We start from the raw sequence: 15658 nt of genomic DNA, 5'->3' as shown, positions 1-15658 counted from the left end.
AAAAATCATTCACCTTCTTCTGTCGTGTGAAGCTTGCGAGTCATAAAAACAATGAAAACGCTGAAAACCCAAGTCGCCATCATTGGCGCCGGTCCGTCCGGATTGCTCCTCGGCCAGTTGTTGCACAACGCCGGCATCGACACCCTGATTGTTGAACGTCAGTCGCCCGACTATGTCCTCGGGCGAATTCGCGCCGGCGTGCTTGAACAAGGCATGGTAGAGCTGTTGCGCCAGGCCGGCGTGGGTGCACGCATGGATGCCGAAGGGCTGGTGCACACCGGCTTCGATCTGGCATTGGACGGGCGTCTGGCGCACATCGATCTGAAGGGTTTGACCGGCGGCAAAACCGTCATGGTTTACGGTCAGACCGAAGTCACTCGCGACCTGATGGCCGCTCGTCGGGAGACCAGTGCGCCAACGATTTACACGGCGAGCCATGTCGCTCCTCACGGCATGAAAAGCGACGAGGCGTTTGTCACCTTCGAAAAAGACGGTGAAACCTGGCGCGTCGATTGCGATTACATCGCCGGTTGCGACGGCTTTCACGGCGTGGCCCGGCAGTCGATTCCCGAGGACTGCCTGAAGATTTTCGAACGGGTCTATCCGTTCGGCTGGCTGGGGATTCTTGCCGACACCCCGCCGGTGCACGAAGAGCTGGTTTATGCCCGTCACGAGCGTGGCTTTGCCCTGTGCAGCATGCGCTCGGCCACGCGCACCCGTTACTACCTGCAAGTGCCGGCCGAGGAAAACGTCGCCGACTGGTCCGATCAGCGCTTTTGGGATGAGCTCAAAACCCGCTTGCCGGCGACGCTTGCGGAGAAACTGGTGACCGGCCCATCGATTGAAAAAAGCATCGCGCCGCTGCGCAGTTTTGTCGTCGAGCCGATGCAGTACGGACGGATGTTTCTGCTCGGCGATGCCGCGCACATTGTGCCGCCCACCGGCGCCAAGGGCCTGAACCTGGCCGCCAGCGATGTCAGCACGCTGTTCAACATTCTGCTGAAGGTTTATCGCGACGGACGCACCGATCTGCTGGAGAAATACTCGGAGATCTGTCTGCGCCGGGTGTGGAAAGCCGAACGGTTTTCCTGGTGGATGACCACCATGCTGCACCGCTTCGACGAGCACGACGATTTCAGCCAACGGATCAGCGCCTCGGAACTGGACTACTTTGTCAGTTCAGAAGCGGGTCGAAAAACCATTGCAGAAAATTACGTCGGACTTCCGTACGAGGCTATCGAATAGCCTGCTATCGACTTACACTGGCGAGCATCCACCCGCGCGCGATGGCAGCGCGGGTCCATCACTGCCCGCAGGCTCGCCCGTGACCAATCTCAATCACCCTGAAACGCCCAAACCGGCCATTCGCAGCGTGCTGGTGGCGTTGATGATGGCGATTTTTCTCGGCGCGCTGGACCAGACCATCGTCGCCGTCTCGATGCCCGCCATCTCCGCACAGTTCAAGGACGTCAGTCTGCTGGCCTGGGTGATTTCCGGGTACATGGTGGCGATGACCGTGGCCGTGCCGATCTACGGCAAGCTCGGCGACCTGTACGGACGGCGCAAACTGATGCTGTTCGGCATGGGCCTGTTCACCCTCGCCTCGCTGTTTTGCGGCATGGCGCAAAGCATGGAACAACTGGTGCTGGCGCGGATTCTCCAGGGCATCGGTGCCGGCGGAATGATTTCGGTGAGTCAGGCGATCATCGGCGACATCGTCCCGCCGCGCGAGCGCGGGCGTTATCAGGGTTACTTCAGCAGCATGTACGCGGTGGCCAGCGTCGCCGGGCCGGTGCTCGGCGGCTACATGACCGAGTACCTGTCGTGGCGCTGGGTGTTTCTGATCAATCTGCCACTGGGGCTAGGCGCCTGGTGGGTTGCCAATCGCAATCTGCGCGGGCTGCCGATTCCGCAGCGCAAACCGATCATCGACTACCTCGGTACGCTGTTGATGATCATCGGTTTGACCGCCCTGCTGCTGGCCATCACCCAGGTCGGTCAGGGTCATTCGTGGCGCAGCAGTGAAGTGCTCGGTTTGTTCGCCTGTGCAGTGCTGGTGCTCGCGGTGTTCGTCTGGCATGAACGTCGGGCACGCGAGCCGCTGCTGCCGATGCACCTGTTCACCAACCGCAATGCTTTGCTGTGCTGGTGCACGATTTTCTTCACCAGTTTTCAGGCGATTTCGCTGATCGTGCTAATGCCGCTGCGCTTTCAGAGTGTCACCGGTGCCGGGGCCGACAGTGCCGCATTGCACCTGTTGCCGTTGGCCATGGGCCTGCCGATCGGTGCCTATTTCGCCGGCAGGCGCACGTCGATCACCGGACGCTACAAACCGCAGATCCTGACCGGTGCGATCCTGATGCCGCTGTCGATTCTCGGCATGGCGTTCAGCCCACCGGATGCAACGCTGGTCAGCAGTCTGTTCATGCTGCTCAGCGGGATTGCCGGCGGCATGCAGTTCCCGACCTCACTGGTGGGCACGCAGAACTCGGTTGACCAACGCGACATCGGCGTCGCCACCAGCACCACCAACCTGTTCCGTTCGCTGGGGGGCGCGGTGGGTGTGGCGTTGATGTCGGCGTTGTTGCTGGCCTTGTTGCAGGATTCGAGCTTTGCCCATCTGGCGAGCAACTCGCTGATCAGCGAGGGGCATTCGGGCAACGTGCTGCTCGACGGTTTGAACGCCGCACCGGGTGATGCCCAGAACGCCTTGCGCGCAGAGCTTTCGGTGACGTTCCGGCATCTGCTGTGGGTGAGTACGGCGGTGTCGCTGCTGGGGCTGGCGGCGGCGATTGCAATGCCGAACAACCTGCTGCGCGGGCGCGAGCACGGCGCTAAATAGGCACAAGTGCCACGAAAACCTGTGGGAGCGAGCCTGCTCGCGAAAGCGGTGTGTCATTCAACTGTGATGTCAGCTGACACTATGCCTTCGCGAGCAGGCTCGCTCCCACAGGGGGACAAAGGTGTTTTCAGGGGCTGTAGTAGCCCACCGCCACCAGAAAATGCCCGACCTTCTTCAGGTAGGCGTGTTTGTCTTCGACCTTGCCGGTCACCGGGTTTTTCCAGCGGTATTCATATTCGCCGTCATCCTGTTTGGCGATCAGCGCCAGAATCGGCTCGCCCACCGGTTTGCCTTCCGGATCCTTGATCTTGCTGAAATCGGTGTTGATCAAGCGCAGGTTGGTGCCGTGGGCAACGTAGCGTTGGGTGTCCAGATCGACCACGAACACGTACAGGTCGTCCTGCAGATAACCGCCCTTGAGCGAGTTGACGGCTGTCAGCGTGCCTTTCTCGTCCTTGCCCAGGTCAGTCGCAGCTTTGTCGAGCAGGGTCTTGGCCTGTTCCGCCGACGCCCGTGGCAAGTAATAACCGACGGCCAGAATCCGCTGGCCGATGCGCTGGTAGTACACATGCTTGCGCTCGACCTTGCCGTCCGCCCAGTTCTGCCAGCGATATTCGGCTTGCTGGATACCGTTGCCCTCGGGCACCAACAACGCGTCCTTGAAGGCCTTTTGCAAATCCGGCCCTAGCACTTCGCTGACATCGCGACCGATCAAGGCAGAGGATGGTCCGCCGCTGGCGAGCATCACGCCTTTGGTGTCGACCACGAACACGTAGCGATCCTTGTCGACGAACTCACCCTGCCGGCTGAACGCGGCGAAGGCCTTGTCGCCATTGTCGTGGTAATAGGCCAGCGCCTTTTCCAGCAAAGCGATGGCAGCCTTGCTGTCGTCCTTTTGTGTGGCGGCAGCGTTGACCTGCCCTGCCCCCACAAAAAGCATCACCCCGAGCCACGCCACTTTATGCAAAAACCCCATAACGCATCCCTCGTTCTTGTTGATGTTTCAAGAGCGTAGACGGCTTGGGGGCGGACGGCGGTCGAAGATGAATCCAGAAGTTGCCGCATTTCCGGTAGCGAGGAAGCTTGCTCCCGCTCAACTGCGAAGCAGTCGCAAAACCTGCAAATGCGCTCTACCTGAACGAAAGCAGGGGAGCGCTTCGCACTGCAGCGGGAGCAAGCTCCCTCGCCACAAGATTTCCTGAGTCAGGCCCTACGGCCGGGCGTTGATCTGCTGCTGCAGGTTCTGGATCTGCGCCTGCAGGGTGTTGATGTTGCGGGTCATCTGCCCGCGGAATGCGTCGAACTCGGCGGTATTGCCGCCACCCTGCGCAGCGGCCGGGCGGTTGTCCTGTTCACTCTTGAGAACCACGATTTCCTGCTCCAGACGCTCGATCGCCGCGCTCGGATTGCCTTGCTTCTTCAGCGCGGCGATGTCGGCACCCAGGCTCTTGAGCTGCGCATCGAACTTGCCGGTGTCGGCCGGGGCGCTTTTCAGGGTCGCCAGTTCGGCGCTCAAGGCTTTGACCTGAGCCTGCAACTGGGTATTGGCGTTCTGTTGTTCGGTGGTCTGCGCGGTCATCTGCGCCAGACGCTTGTCCAGATCGCTGGCCTGACCGACCACGCCTTGCTGCTGTTTGCTTTGGTCCAGCAACTGGGTTTCCAGCTGTTTGATCTGCTGCTTCAGTGCTTCGCTGTCGCTGTTGACGTTGCTCTGACTGGCGACGACCTTGCCGGAAATGTCCTGCAGGCGCCCCGCCGCTTCCTCGCTGATGCGCGCAAAGCTTTCCTGGGTCGCAACCAATTGCTGCTCCATCAGCGAGATCTGCTGGAAGCTCCACCAGGCCAGACCGATGAAGGCAAAGAACAACGCGCCGACCAGTGCCCAAAGCGGCCCGGTACTCGCAGCCTTGACCTTGACCACCGGCGGCGTACGCGAGTGCACGGAGGTGCGGGCGGTGGGCGGAATGTCATCGTCGTCAAAGGTGTCGGCCCGCAGGCTCGGTACATCGTCGAAATCGTCGTTGGCATCGTTACGCATGGACATTGAGGCAACCTTTGTGGAACGCGGTGATGGCTAAATGCTGCGAAGTATAACCGCCGCAGCCGCAGGGATTGACCCTCAAGCGGCTGTGCGGTTCATTGCCGGCGGACGACTTGTATCAACGGATGTCCTGAGCTTTCCACCAGCCACAGAACTCGTCGAGGGCCGACCACAGGCTGACTTTCGGATCGTAGTCCAGATAATGCCGGGCGCGACTGATGTCGAGGGTGAAATTTTTCTTCATGACTTGCATGCCCAACCGCGACAGGGTCGGCTCCGGGCGGCCCGGCCAGAGTTTGCAGGCGCCTTCATTGAGCGCCGCGACGCTGTAGGCCAGGCCGTATGAACGGTATTTGCTGACCTGCGGCACTTCCATCTTGCGCATCACGTAATTGACCACATCCCACAACGGCACCGGCGCGCCATTGCTGATGTTGTAGGCCTTGCCCAACGCGGAACCAGCCGCCAGCAGACTGCTGAGCAGCGCTTCATTGAGGTTCTGCACGCTGGTGAAGTCGACCTTGTTCAGGCCGTCACCGATGATCGCCAGACGCCCCTTGCGCTGCATGTTCAGCAGGCGCGGGAAGATGCTCATGTCGCCAGCACCGGTGACAAAGCGCGGGCGCAGGGCGATGGTTTCCAGACCGAATTCCTGCGCGCCGAAGACCTTTTGCTCGGCCAGGTATTTGGTCGCCGCGTAGTGATGCTTGAAGCGCTTGGGCACTTGCTCTTCGGTCAGGCCGAGGTGATCGCGGCCATCGAAGTAGATCGACGGCGACGACAGATGCACCAGCCGCCGCACGCGCTGTTTGAGGCAGGCTTCGACGACATTTTCGGTGACCTGCACGTTACCCTGATGAAAGTCCTGATAGCGCCCCCACACACCGACGGCACCGGCGCAGTGCACCACGGCTTCGACGTCGGCACAGAGCTCGCGCACCAGATCCGCATCGGTGAGGTCGCCCGGGACGAACTCGGCGCCACGGCGCACCAGATGTTCGACGCTCTCGGCCCGGCGACCGTTGACCCGCACGTCCAGGCCCTGCTCCAAAGCGAAACGCGCAAAGCGTCCGCCAATGAAGCCGCTTGCGCCGGTGACCAGAATTTTCATGTAACGCTCCGATGTCTTTCGTTTACCTGATACGTCTGTCTTGACGCTGACCGTCAGCCCAAGGGCACCAGCCAGCGTGATGAAGAACGTAGCAATTGTTCGGTCAGCAACCCCAGCAACTGACCGCCATTGCGCCAATGATGCCAGTACAACGGCACATCGATCGGTTTATCTGGCAACAGTTCGCGCAATACGCCGCGTTGCAGCTGATCGCGCACTTGCAGTTCCGGCACCAGTCCCCAGCCGAACCCGGCTTCGGTCAGGCGCACAAATCCTTCGGAGGACGGGCACAAATGATGCTCGAAACCACCATCGACACCGAGCGATGCGAGGTAGCGATGCTGGAGAAAATCATCCGGGCCGAACACCAGCGCCGGCGTGCGCGGCAACTGTTCGGCGCGCACGCCGTCGGGGAAATGCCGCTCGATAAACGCCGGACTGGCCAGCGCCCGATAGCGCATCGCCCCGAGCAACACGCTGCGCGCGCCGGCTACCGGGCGTTCGCTGGCACAGACACACGCCGCGACTTCCCCGGCACGCATGCGCTTGAGGCCGACGGTCTGATCTTCCACCACCAGATCCAGCAATAAATGCTGCTCGGCGCAGAAATCGCCCACGGCTTCGGCCCACCAGGTGGCGAGGCTGTCGGCGTTGATGGCGATGCGCAGACGTTCCGGCAGACCCTCTTCATCGAGCGCCGGCACCAGCGTCTGCAAGTCACGCTCAAGCAGGCGCACCTGCTGCACATGGTTGAGCAGGCGCCGGCCAATCTCGGTCGGTGACGGTGGTGTGCCGCGCACCAGCACCGGTTGGCCGACCCGCGCTTCCAGCAGTTTGATCCGCTGGGAAATCGCCGATTGCGACAAGCCCAGCACCTGCGCGGCGCGTTCGAATCCAGCCTGCTCGACCACGGCGGCCAGCGCGGAAAGCAATTTGTAGTCGAACATCAGTTTTCCTAATGAGCGATCAGCACTATTGGTTTTTCTTATACCGCTTTCGACCGGAGAATAGCCAGCAAGCACTCTTTATCAAGGAACACTGCAATGGCTGGCGAAACCTTACTCACGACTCTGCTACGCAGCATGAGCCCGCAGCTCAATGCCGGCGAATATGTGTTTTGCACCCTGTGTGACGGCCAGTTGCCGAGCGGTGTAGAGATTGTCGGCAGCTTTCGCGAACAGGAAGGCCTGACCGTGATCCTCGAACGCTCCCAGGCTGAACACGCCGGGTTCAGTTTTGATTATGTCGCGGCGTGGATCACCCTGAATGTGCATTCGGCACTGGAAGCGGTCGGCCTCACCGCTGCGTTCGCCAGCGCGCTGGGCAAGGCAGGGATCAGCTGCAACGTGATCGCCGGTTACTACCACGATCATTTGTTTGTCGGTCAGGCCGACGCCGAGCGCGCCATGCAAGTGCTGCGCGATCTCGCAGCCAACGCGGAGTAATCCTTATGTGGCAAAGCTATGTGAACGGATTGCTGGTGGCGCTGGGGCTGATCATGGCGATCGGCACCCAGAACGCTTTTGTCCTGGCTCAAAGCCTGCGCCACGAACATCACCTGCCGGTGGCGGCGTTGTGTGTAGCGTGCGATGCGCTGCTGGTGGCGGCCGGAGTGTTTGGTCTGGCGACCGTGTTGGCGCAGAACCCGACATTGCTCGCGGTGGCACGCTGGGGCGGCGCAGTTTTTCTGATCTGGTATGGCAGTCAGGCGCTGCGCCGGGCGTTCTCGAAACAGAGTCTGGATCAGGGCGAAAACCACACCGTACGCTCGTTGCGCGCGGTGATGCTCAGTGCATTGGCGGTGACTCTGCTCAACCCACACGTTTATCTCGATACGGTATTGCTGATCGGTTCACTTGGCGCGCAGCAATCAGTGCCGGGCGCTTATGTCGTGGGAGCGGCGAGTGCGTCGCTGCTGTGGTTCTTCACACTCGCCCTTGGTGCGGCATGGCTTGCGCCGTGGCTGGCTCGCCCGAGTACCTGGCGGATTCTTGATCTTCTGGTGGCAGTGATGATGTTCACGGTGGCGGGCCAATTGATTATCGCCAACTGATTTATTCCAAAAGGCTCTGGAACCTCTATCCCACACAGTTGTTGCGTGGTTAAGCCTTGACCCCGGTGCTATGATCCGAACCCTGCGCCGCAAAGAGTAAAAACTCGTCGGTGCATTTCTGGCCGCCCGTGATCGGCCTTGCGCTCACCGCAACAGACCTGATTAGGAGAATCATCATGGCTTTCGAATTGCCGCCGCTGCCTTACGCACACGATGCCCTGCAGCCGCACATTTCCAAGGAAACCCTGGAATTTCACCACGACAAGCACCACAACACCTATGTCGTGAACCTGAACAACCTGGTGCCAGGCACCGAGTTCGAAGGCAAGACCCTGGAAGAGATCGTCAAGACTTCCTCGGGCGGCATCTTCAACAACGCCGCTCAGGTCTGGAACCACACTTTCTACTGGAACTGCCTGGCGCCAAACGCCGGCGGTCAACCAACCGGCGCACTGGCTGAGGCCATCAACGCGGCTTTCGGTTCGTTCGACAAGTTCAAGGAAGAGTTCAGCAAAACCTCGATCGGCACCTTCGGTTCCGGCTGGGGCTGGCTGGTGAAAAAGGCTGACGGTTCCCTGGCCCTGGCCAGCACCATCGGCGCCGGCAACCCGCTGACCAGCGGCGACACCCCGCTGCTGACCTGCGACGTCTGGGAACACGCTTACTACATCGACTACCGCAACCTGCGTCCGAAGTACGTTGAGGCGTTCTGGAACCTGGTCAACTGGAAGTTCGTCGCTGAGCAGTTCGAAGGCAAAACCTTCACCGCTTAAGCTGCGCGCCAGATAAGAAACCCGGCTACGGCCGGGTTTTTTTATGCCTGCTATTCCCCTGTAGGAGCTGCCGCAGGGAATAGCGTTTTTCTCACAATGAACGCTGGCTCCGGCCACTTGCTGGTGCGGCCCAGCGGACTAACATCAAACCGAGGAAAATTTGTTCCAGACTGCTCAAGTTGAGGGCCGACACTACCGACACAGTACAAATAGAGCTGATACTCCAGACAGCAGCATTTCGGCCAAGGCCACGGGCAAATGTTCCGAGGCTCGATTGTCCCTTTGACTGGCAACACGGGATTGCCAATACTCATGGCAACTTGACGCTACCCGCACGGAACAAGGAATTACCCTTTGAAGCTGGAACTCAAGAACAGCTTGTCGGTGAAGTTGCTCCGGGTCGTGCTCCTTTCGGCATTGATCGTCGGTGTAGTCTTGAGCTGCGCCCAGATTGTTTTCGATGCTTATAAAACCCGCCAGGCGGTGGCCGGCGATGCGCAGCGCATCCTCGACATGTTCCGCGATCCCTCGACTCAGGCGGTCTACAGCCTGGACCGGGAAATGGGCATGCAGGTGATCGAAGGCCTGTTTCAGGACGACGCCGTGCGCCAGGCCTCCATCGGCCATCCCAACGAAGCGATGCTCGCGCAAAAATCCCGTGAGTTGCAGCACTCCAACAGCCGCTGGCTGACTGATCTGATTCTCGGTCAGGAACGCACCTTCACCACCCAATTGGTCGGTCGCGGCCCGTACAGCGAGTATTACGGCGACCTGAGCATCACCCTCGACACCGCCACCTATGGCGAGAGTTTCATTGTCAGTTCGGTGATCATTTTCATTTCCGGCGTCTTGCGCGCCCTGGCCATGGGCCTGGTGCTGTATCTGGTCTATCACTGGCTGCTGACCAAGCCACTGTCGCGGATCATCGAGCACCTGACCGAAATCAATCCCGATCGTCCCAGCGAGCACAAGATTCCGCAGCTCAAGGGTCACGAAAAGAATGAACTCGGTATCTGGATCAACACCGCCAACCAGTTGCTCGAATCGATAGAACGCAACACGCACCTGCGCCACGAAGCGGAAAACAGCCTGCTGCGCATGGCCCAGTACGACTTCCTCACCGGCCTGCCGAACCGCCAGCAATTGCAGCAGCAACTGGACAAGATTCTGGTCGACGCCGGCAAGCTGCAACGCCGGGTCGCGGTGTTGTGCGTGGGACTGGATGATTTCAAAGGCATCAACGAGCAGTTCAGCTACCAGACCGGCGACCAATTGCTGCTGGCGCTGGCCGACCGGCTGCGCGCCCACAGCGGTCGCCTCGGCGCCCTCGCCCGGCTTGGCGGCGACCAGTTCGCGCTGGTGCAGGCCGATATCGAACAACCTTACGAAGCGGCAGAGCTGGCGCAAAGCATCCTCGATGATCTGGAAGCGGCGTTTGCCCTCGACCATCAGGAAATCCGCCTGCGCGCGACCATCGGCATCACCCTGTTCCCCGAGGACGGCGACAGCACCGAGAAGCTGTTGCAGAAGGCCGAGCAGACCATGACGTTGGCCAAGACTCGTTCGCGCAATCGCTATCAGTTCTACATCGCCAGCGTCGACAGCGAGATGCGTCGCCGTCGCGAACTGGAAAAAGACCTGCGCGATGCGCTGATTCGCGACCAGTTCTACCTCGTCTATCAGCCGCAGATCAGCTACCGCGATCACCGCGTGGTCGGGGTCGAAGCGCTGATTCGCTGGCAGCATCCGGAACACGGCCTGGTGCCGCCGGACCTGTTCATTCCGCTGGCCGAACAGAACGGCACGATCATCGCCATCGGCGAGTGGGTGCTGGATCAGGCCTGCAAGCAATTACGCGAATGGCACGATCAGGGCTTCGTCGATCTGCGCATGGCGGTCAACCTGTCCACCGTGCAACTGCACCACGCCGAGCTGCCGCGGGTGGTCAATAACCTGCTGCAGATCTATCGCCTGCCGCCGCGCAGCCTGGAACTGGAAGTCACCGAGACCGGCCTGATGGAAGACATCAGCACCGCCGCCCAGCATCTGCTGAGCCTGCGCCGTTCCGGGGCGTTGATCGCCATTGACGACTTCGGCACTGGCTACTCATCGCTGAGTTATCTGAAGAGCCTGCCGCTGGACAAGATCAAGATCGACAAGAGCTTCGTCCAGGATCTGCTGGATGACGACGACGATGCAACCATCGTTCGCGCGATCATACAACTGGGCAAAAGCCTGGGCATGCAGGTGATTGCCGAAGGCGTGGAAACCGCCGAGCAGGAGTCCTACATCATCTCCGAAGGCTGCCACGAAGGTCAGGGCTACCACTACAGCAAGCCGCTGCCTGCCCGGGAGCTGACCGCGTACCTCAAGCAAGCCCAACGCACCAATGCTGCCATTCTCTAGAAGATCAAAAGATCGTCCGATCGCGGCCCGAGCCTGCGGCAGCTCCTACAGGATCCGCATTCCCCTGTAGGAGCTGTCGAGCGAAACGAGGCTGCGATCTTTTGATCAGCGCCAACACACTGGCGTAAACAAGAAATATTTCCAGTCACAGCCCTTTACACATAATGCGAAAGATTTGCATTATGTCGCAGCTTTGCGCGCCCCCGCGCCCTGTCCATTCATTTACCGAAGCAGGATGTTCGCCATGATTCGTATGCCTCTGGCTACCGCCAGTCTGCTGGCCATCGCTATTTCCCTCGCCGGTTGCGGCGAAGGCAAAGACAAGGCTGCCGCCCCGGCCACGCCGACGCCGGCCGCCAGCACCGCTGCCGCTGCTCCTGCCGCAGCCGGTAAAGTCGACGAAGCCGCCGCCAAGGCTGTGGTCGCGCACTATGCCGACATGGTCTTCGCCGTCTACAGCGATGCCGAATCCACTGCGAAAACCCTGCAAACCGCGGTCGACGCGTTCCTCGCCAAGCCGAACGCCGACACGCTGAAAGCCGCCAAGGCTGCCTGGGTCGCCGCCCGCGTACCTTACCTGCAGAGCGAAGTGTTCCGCTTCGGTAACACCATCATTGACGACTGGGAAGGTCAGGTGAACGCCTGGCCGCTGGACGAAGGTCTGATCGACTATGTCGACAAATCCTACGAGCACGCACTGGGCAACCCGGGCGCTACCGCCAACATCATCGCCAACACTGAAGTGCAGGTCGGCGAAGACAAGGTCGACGTGAAAGACATCACGCCGGAAAAACTCGCCAGCCTCAACGAACTCGGCGGTTCCGAAGCCAACGTCGCCACCGGCTACCACGCCATCGAATTCCTGCTCTGGGGCCAGGACCTGAACGGCACCGGCCCGGGCGCCGGCAACCGTCCGGCGTCGGACTACCTGGAAGGCGCAGGCGCCACCGGCGGTCACAACGATCGTCGCCGTGCGTACCTGAAAGCCGTGACCCAACTGCTGGTCAGCGACCTGGAAGAAATGGTCGGCAACTGGAAGCCGAACGTGGCTGACAACTACCGCGCCACCCTGGAAGCCGAGCCGGCTGAAAGCGGCCTGCGCAAAATGCTGTTCGGCATGGGCAGTCTGTCCCTGGGCGAACTGGCGGGCGAGCGCATGAAGGTTTCCCTGGAAGCCAACTCCCCGGAAGACGAACAGGATTGCTTCAGCGACAACACCCACAATTCGCACTTCTACGATGCCAAAGGCATTCGTAACGTGTACCTGGGTGAATACACCCGCACTGACGGCACCAAGATGACCGGTGCCAGCCTGTCGTCGCTGGTGGCCAAGGCCGACCCGGCTGCCGACACCGCGCTGAAAGCCGATCTGGCCGCTACCGAAGCGAAGATCCAGGTCATGGTCGATCACGCCAACAAGGGTGAGCACTACGACCAGTTGATCGCTGCGGGCAACACTGCCGGCAACCAGATCGTGCGTGACGCCATCGCCGCACTGGTCAAGCAGACCGGCTCGATCGAAGCCGCTGCCGGCAAGCTGGGCATCAGCGACCTGAACCCGGACAACGCTGATCACGAGTTCTGATCACGCGCGTTCGACTGAAAAAGGCGACCTTCGGGTCGCCTTTTTCATGCCTGCCGTACACAAAACACTGCTCCATGGTGTGTTCGATATCAGGTACACCACCAAACCCTGTGGGAGCGAGCCTGCTCGCGAAGGCGTCATCTGGCGCAACATCGTCAGCGCGGCGGACACCGCTTTCGCGAGCAGGCTCGCTCCCACAGGGTTTGCATGAGTTTCAAGGCTTGCGCCATATCAAGCAAACGATAATTCCTCTTATTCAAACTCACTCGCCCTGTTAGACTTTGCGCCTTTGTTTTCGCCCGTCCGCAGGATGTCTGATGCCCTCGCTGCCTCTTCGCTTGTCCGCACTGTTTCTGGCCCTGGGCCTGAGTGCCTGCGATGACGCCCCGCGCTTTACCAAGGCTGAGCCCGGTGAAGCGCGTTCGGGCGGGGCGGCGACCGTGCGCAAGACCGATCAGAATGCGTTCTCGCTGCCTTCGGCCAATCTGCCGCCGTCGCGCCGGGTCGACTTCAGCGTCGGCAACAGCTTCTTCCGCAGTCCGTGGGTGATCGCCCCGTCGACCACCACCGCGCGCGATGGCCTCGGCCCGCTGTTCAACACCAACGCCTGCCAGAACTGCCACATCAAGGACGGCCGCGGCCACCCGCCAGCGCCGGATGCGGCGAACGCGGTGTCGATGCTGGTGCGTCTGTCGATTCCTGATTCGCCGGCCTACGCCAAAGTCATCGAGCAAGTCGGCGTGGTGCCGGAGCCGGTCTACGGCGGCCAGTTCCAGGACATGGCCGTGCCCGGCGTCACCCCGGAAGGCAAGGTGCGGGTCGAGTACACTCCGGTGCCGATCCGCTTCAAGGACGGCACCGAAGTCGAGCTGCGTAAACCGGTTCTGCAATTCACTCAGTTGGGCTACGGCCCGATGCACCCGGACACGCGTTTCTCGGCCCGGGTCGCGCCGCCGATGATCGGCCTCGGCCTGCTCGAAGCCATTCCCGAAGAAGCGATCCTCGCCAACGCCGCCGCACAGGCCAAAGAGAACAACGGCATTAAGGGTCGCGTAAATCGGGTCTGGGACGATGAGTTACAGAAAACCGTGGCCGGCCGCTTTGGCTGGAAAGCCGGGCAACCGAACCTCAATCAGCAGAATGTCCACGCATTTTCCGGAGACATGGGCCTCACCACCAGTCTCAGACCCTTCGATGACTGCACCGACGCGCAAACCGCATGCAAACAGGCCCCCAACGGCAATGGCCCGGACGGTGAACCGGAAGTCAGCGACAACATCCTGCGTCTGGTGCTGTTTTATACGCGCAACCTGGCGGTACCGGCGCGTCGTGGCGTCAACGACGAACAAGTACTGGCCGGCAAGAACCTGTTCTTCCAGGCTGGCTGCCAGTCCTGTCACACACCGAAATACACCACCGCCGCCAACGCCGCCGAACCTGAACTGGCCAATCAAGTGATTCGCCCGTACAGCGATCTGCTGCTGCACGACATGGGCGACGGTCTGGCCGACAACCGCACTGAATTCCAGGCCTCCGGCCGCGACTGGCGCACCCCGCCGCTGTGGGGCATCGGCCTGACGCAAGCGGTCAGCGGCCACTCCCAGTTCTTGCATGACGGCCGCGCCCGTAATCTGCTCGAAGCCGTGCTCTGGCATGGCGGCGAAGCGCAGCAGGCGCAGCAACAGGTTTTGTCTTTCAACGCCGAGCAGCGTGCTGCGCTGCTGGCGTTCTTGAACTCACTTTAAACACTTAAAAGAATCGGGAGTCCGACATGTTCCGTCCCAAGTTGTTGTTCACCAGCCTTGCCGCACTCGCCCTCGGTGCCTGCTCGCCGCAGGACCCGCAAGCGGTCACGTCGGCGGCCATCGCCAAATCGGTGATCCTGCCGACCTACACCCGTTGGGTCGAAGCCGACAAACAACTGGCGGTCAGCGCCCTCGCCTACTGTCAGGGCAAGGAAACCCTGGAAACCGCCCGCGCCGACTTCCTGCACGCGCAGAAAGCCTGGGCCGAGCTGCAACCGCTGCTGATCGGCCCACTGGCCGAGGGCAACCGTTCGTGGCAGGTGCAGTTCTGGCCGGACAAAAAGAACCTCGTCGGCCGTCAGGTCGAGCAACTGGTGATCGCCCAGCCGCAGATCGACGCCGCCGCACTGGCCAAATCCAGCGTGGTGGTGCAGGGCCTGTCGGCTTACGAGTACATCCTGTTCGATGAAAAACCGGACGTCGCCAACGCCGAGCAGAAAACCAAATACTGCCCGTTGCTGATCGCCATCGGCGAGCGCCAGAAGCAACTGGCCGAAGAGATTCTGCAGAGCTGGAACAACACCGACGGCATGCTCGCGCAAATGAGCAAGTTCCCCAACCAGCGCTACGCCGACTCCCACGAAGCGATCGCCGATCTGCTGCGTGTACAGGTCACCGCACTCGACACCCTGAAGAAAAAACTCGGCACGCCAATGGGCCGCCAGAGCAAAGGCGTGCCGCAACCGTTCCAGGCTGATGCGTGGCGCAGCCAGTCGTCGCTGACCGCGCTGGAAGCCAGCCTCGCTGCTGCCAAAACCGTCTGGGAAGGCGTCGACAACAAAGGCCTGCGCGGTCTGTTGCCGGCCGAGCAGAAACCGTTGGCGGACAAGATCGACGCCGCCTACGCCGCGTCGCTGAAACTGTTCGACAGCAACCAGCGCTCGCTGACCGAAATGCTCCAGGACGACGCCGGTCGGCAGCAGCTCAACGATCTCTACGACAGCCTCAACGTCGTCCATCGCCTGCACGAAGGCGAACTGGCCAAGGCGCTGGGCATCCAACTGGGCTTCAACGCCAACGACGGTGACTGATGAGGGCAAGT

Annotated in this window: 13 protein-coding genes; 9 read left to right on the top strand and 4 right to left on the bottom strand. The window is 60.9% G+C overall.

All coding sequences use genetic code 11. The features are described 5' to 3' along the window. Positions 1-51: 51 nt before the first annotated feature. Together pobA and BW33_RS13285 are read left to right on the top strand one after the other, a co-directional pair. Positions 52-1245 (top strand): 4-hydroxybenzoate 3-monooxygenase, encoded by a 1194-nt coding sequence (pobA, locus tag BW33_RS13290; RefSeq protein WP_047599433.1) that lies wholly within the window; start codon positions 52-54, stop codon positions 1243-1245. A 79-nt stretch (positions 1246-1324) separates the two neighbouring features. Then, a complete protein-coding gene (locus BW33_RS13285; RefSeq protein WP_047599431.1) occupies positions 1325-2842 on the top strand; it encodes an MDR family MFS transporter in 1518 nt (505 codons plus the stop codon). A gap of 127 nt (positions 2843-2969) precedes the next feature. Here BW33_RS13285 and BW33_RS13280 read toward each other — a convergent pair whose 3' ends face one another. The 4 genes from BW33_RS13280 to BW33_RS13265 all read right to left on the bottom strand — a co-directional run bounded on the left by BW33_RS13280 (position 2970) and on the right by BW33_RS13265 (position 6941). Next, entirely contained in the window at positions 2970-3818 is an 849-nt protein-coding gene (locus BW33_RS13280) for a cache domain-containing protein (RefSeq protein WP_047599430.1), read from the bottom strand. A 234-nt stretch (positions 3819-4052) separates the two neighbouring features. Then, a complete protein-coding gene (locus BW33_RS13275) occupies positions 4053-4886 on the bottom strand; it encodes an ATPase (RefSeq protein WP_047599427.1) in 834 nt (277 codons plus the stop codon). 115 nt (positions 4887-5001) lie between these two features. Continuing rightward, complete coding sequence (locus tag BW33_RS13270) at positions 5002-5994, bottom strand: NAD-dependent epimerase/dehydratase family protein (RefSeq protein ID WP_047599426.1); 993 nt, start codon at positions 5992-5994, stop codon at positions 5002-5004. Between the two features lie 53 nt (positions 5995-6047). Beyond that, on the bottom strand, positions 6048-6941 hold the full coding sequence (locus BW33_RS13265) for a LysR family transcriptional regulator ArgP (protein WP_047599425.1): 894 nt from the start codon (positions 6939-6941) through the stop codon (positions 6048-6050). A gap of 96 nt (positions 6942-7037) precedes the next feature. Here BW33_RS13265 and BW33_RS13260 point away from each other — a divergent pair, with 96 nt between their 5' ends. The 7 genes from BW33_RS13260 (at position 7038) to BW33_RS13230 (ending at position 15647) form a co-directional block, all read left to right on the top strand. Beyond that, positions 7038-7439, top strand: a complete 402-nt coding sequence (locus tag BW33_RS13260; RefSeq protein ID WP_047599422.1) for an ACT domain-containing protein — start codon at positions 7038-7040, stop codon at positions 7437-7439. A gap of 5 nt (positions 7440-7444) precedes the next feature. Then, complete coding sequence (locus tag BW33_RS13255) at positions 7445-8047, top strand: LysE/ArgO family amino acid transporter (protein WP_047599421.1); 603 nt, start codon at positions 7445-7447, stop codon at positions 8045-8047. Between the two features lie 176 nt (positions 8048-8223). After that, a complete protein-coding gene (locus BW33_RS13250) occupies positions 8224-8820 on the top strand; it encodes a superoxide dismutase (RefSeq protein WP_003227660.1) in 597 nt (198 codons plus the stop codon). Positions 8821-9174: 354 nt separating this feature from the next. Next, the gene (locus BW33_RS13245) at positions 9175-11226 is read left to right on the top strand and encodes a putative bifunctional diguanylate cyclase/phosphodiesterase (RefSeq protein WP_027612474.1); all 2052 of its coding nucleotides are present in this window, start codon (positions 9175-9177) and stop codon (positions 11224-11226) included. Between the two features lie 244 nt (positions 11227-11470). Beyond that, a complete protein-coding gene (locus tag BW33_RS13240; RefSeq protein WP_047599420.1) occupies positions 11471-12811 on the top strand; it encodes an imelysin family protein in 1341 nt (446 codons plus the stop codon). A gap of 317 nt (positions 12812-13128) precedes the next feature. Continuing rightward, positions 13129-14556, top strand: a complete 1428-nt coding sequence (locus BW33_RS13235) for a di-heme oxidoreductase family protein (protein ID WP_047599419.1) — start codon at positions 13129-13131, stop codon at positions 14554-14556. 26 nt (positions 14557-14582) lie between these two features. Beyond that, positions 14583-15647 (top strand): imelysin family protein, encoded by a 1065-nt coding sequence (locus BW33_RS13230; RefSeq protein WP_047599417.1) that lies wholly within the window; start codon positions 14583-14585, stop codon positions 15645-15647. The last annotated feature ends 11 nt before the right edge of the window (positions 15648-15658 follow it).

Source organism: Pseudomonas sp. RIT288, assembly GCF_000631985.1.
Taxonomy (GTDB): Bacteria; Pseudomonadota; Gammaproteobacteria; order Pseudomonadales; family Pseudomonadaceae; genus Aquipseudomonas.
Note: the sequence above shows the minus strand (reverse complement) of the source record. Positions and strands in the feature narration are given on the sequence as shown.

Bases quoted from the DNA above. Each gene is read 5' to 3' on its own strand.
- BW33_RS13280 (WP_047599430.1), bottom strand. From the start codon at position 3,818: ATGGGGTTTTTGCATAAAGTGGCGTGGCTCGGGGTGATGCTTTTTGTG.
- BW33_RS13230 (WP_047599417.1), top strand. From the start codon at position 14,583: ATGTTCCGTCCCAAGTTGTTGTTCACCAGCCTTGCCGCACTCGCCCTC.
- BW33_RS13235 (WP_047599419.1), top strand. From the start codon at position 13,129: ATGCCCTCGCTGCCTCTTCGCTTGTCCGCACTGTTTCTGGCCCTGGGC.
- BW33_RS13255 (WP_047599421.1), top strand. From the start codon at position 7,445: ATGTGGCAAAGCTATGTGAACGGATTGCTGGTGGCGCTGGGGCTGATC.
- BW33_RS13270 (WP_047599426.1), bottom strand. From the start codon at position 5,994: ATGAAAATTCTGGTCACCGGCGCAAGCGGCTTCATTGGCGGACGCTTT.
- BW33_RS13265 (WP_047599425.1), bottom strand. From the start codon at position 6,941: ATGTTCGACTACAAATTGCTTTCCGCGCTGGCCGCCGTGGTCGAGCAG.
- BW33_RS13260 (WP_047599422.1), top strand. From the start codon at position 7,038: ATGGCTGGCGAAACCTTACTCACGACTCTGCTACGCAGCATGAGCCCG.
- pobA (WP_047599433.1), top strand. From the start codon at position 52: ATGAAAACGCTGAAAACCCAAGTCGCCATCATTGGCGCCGGTCCGTCC.
- BW33_RS13250 (WP_003227660.1), top strand. From the start codon at position 8,224: ATGGCTTTCGAATTGCCGCCGCTGCCTTACGCACACGATGCCCTGCAG.
- BW33_RS13275 (WP_047599427.1), bottom strand. From the start codon at position 4,886: ATGTCCATGCGTAACGATGCCAACGACGATTTCGACGATGTACCGAGC.
- BW33_RS13240 (WP_047599420.1), top strand. From the start codon at position 11,471: ATGATTCGTATGCCTCTGGCTACCGCCAGTCTGCTGGCCATCGCTATT.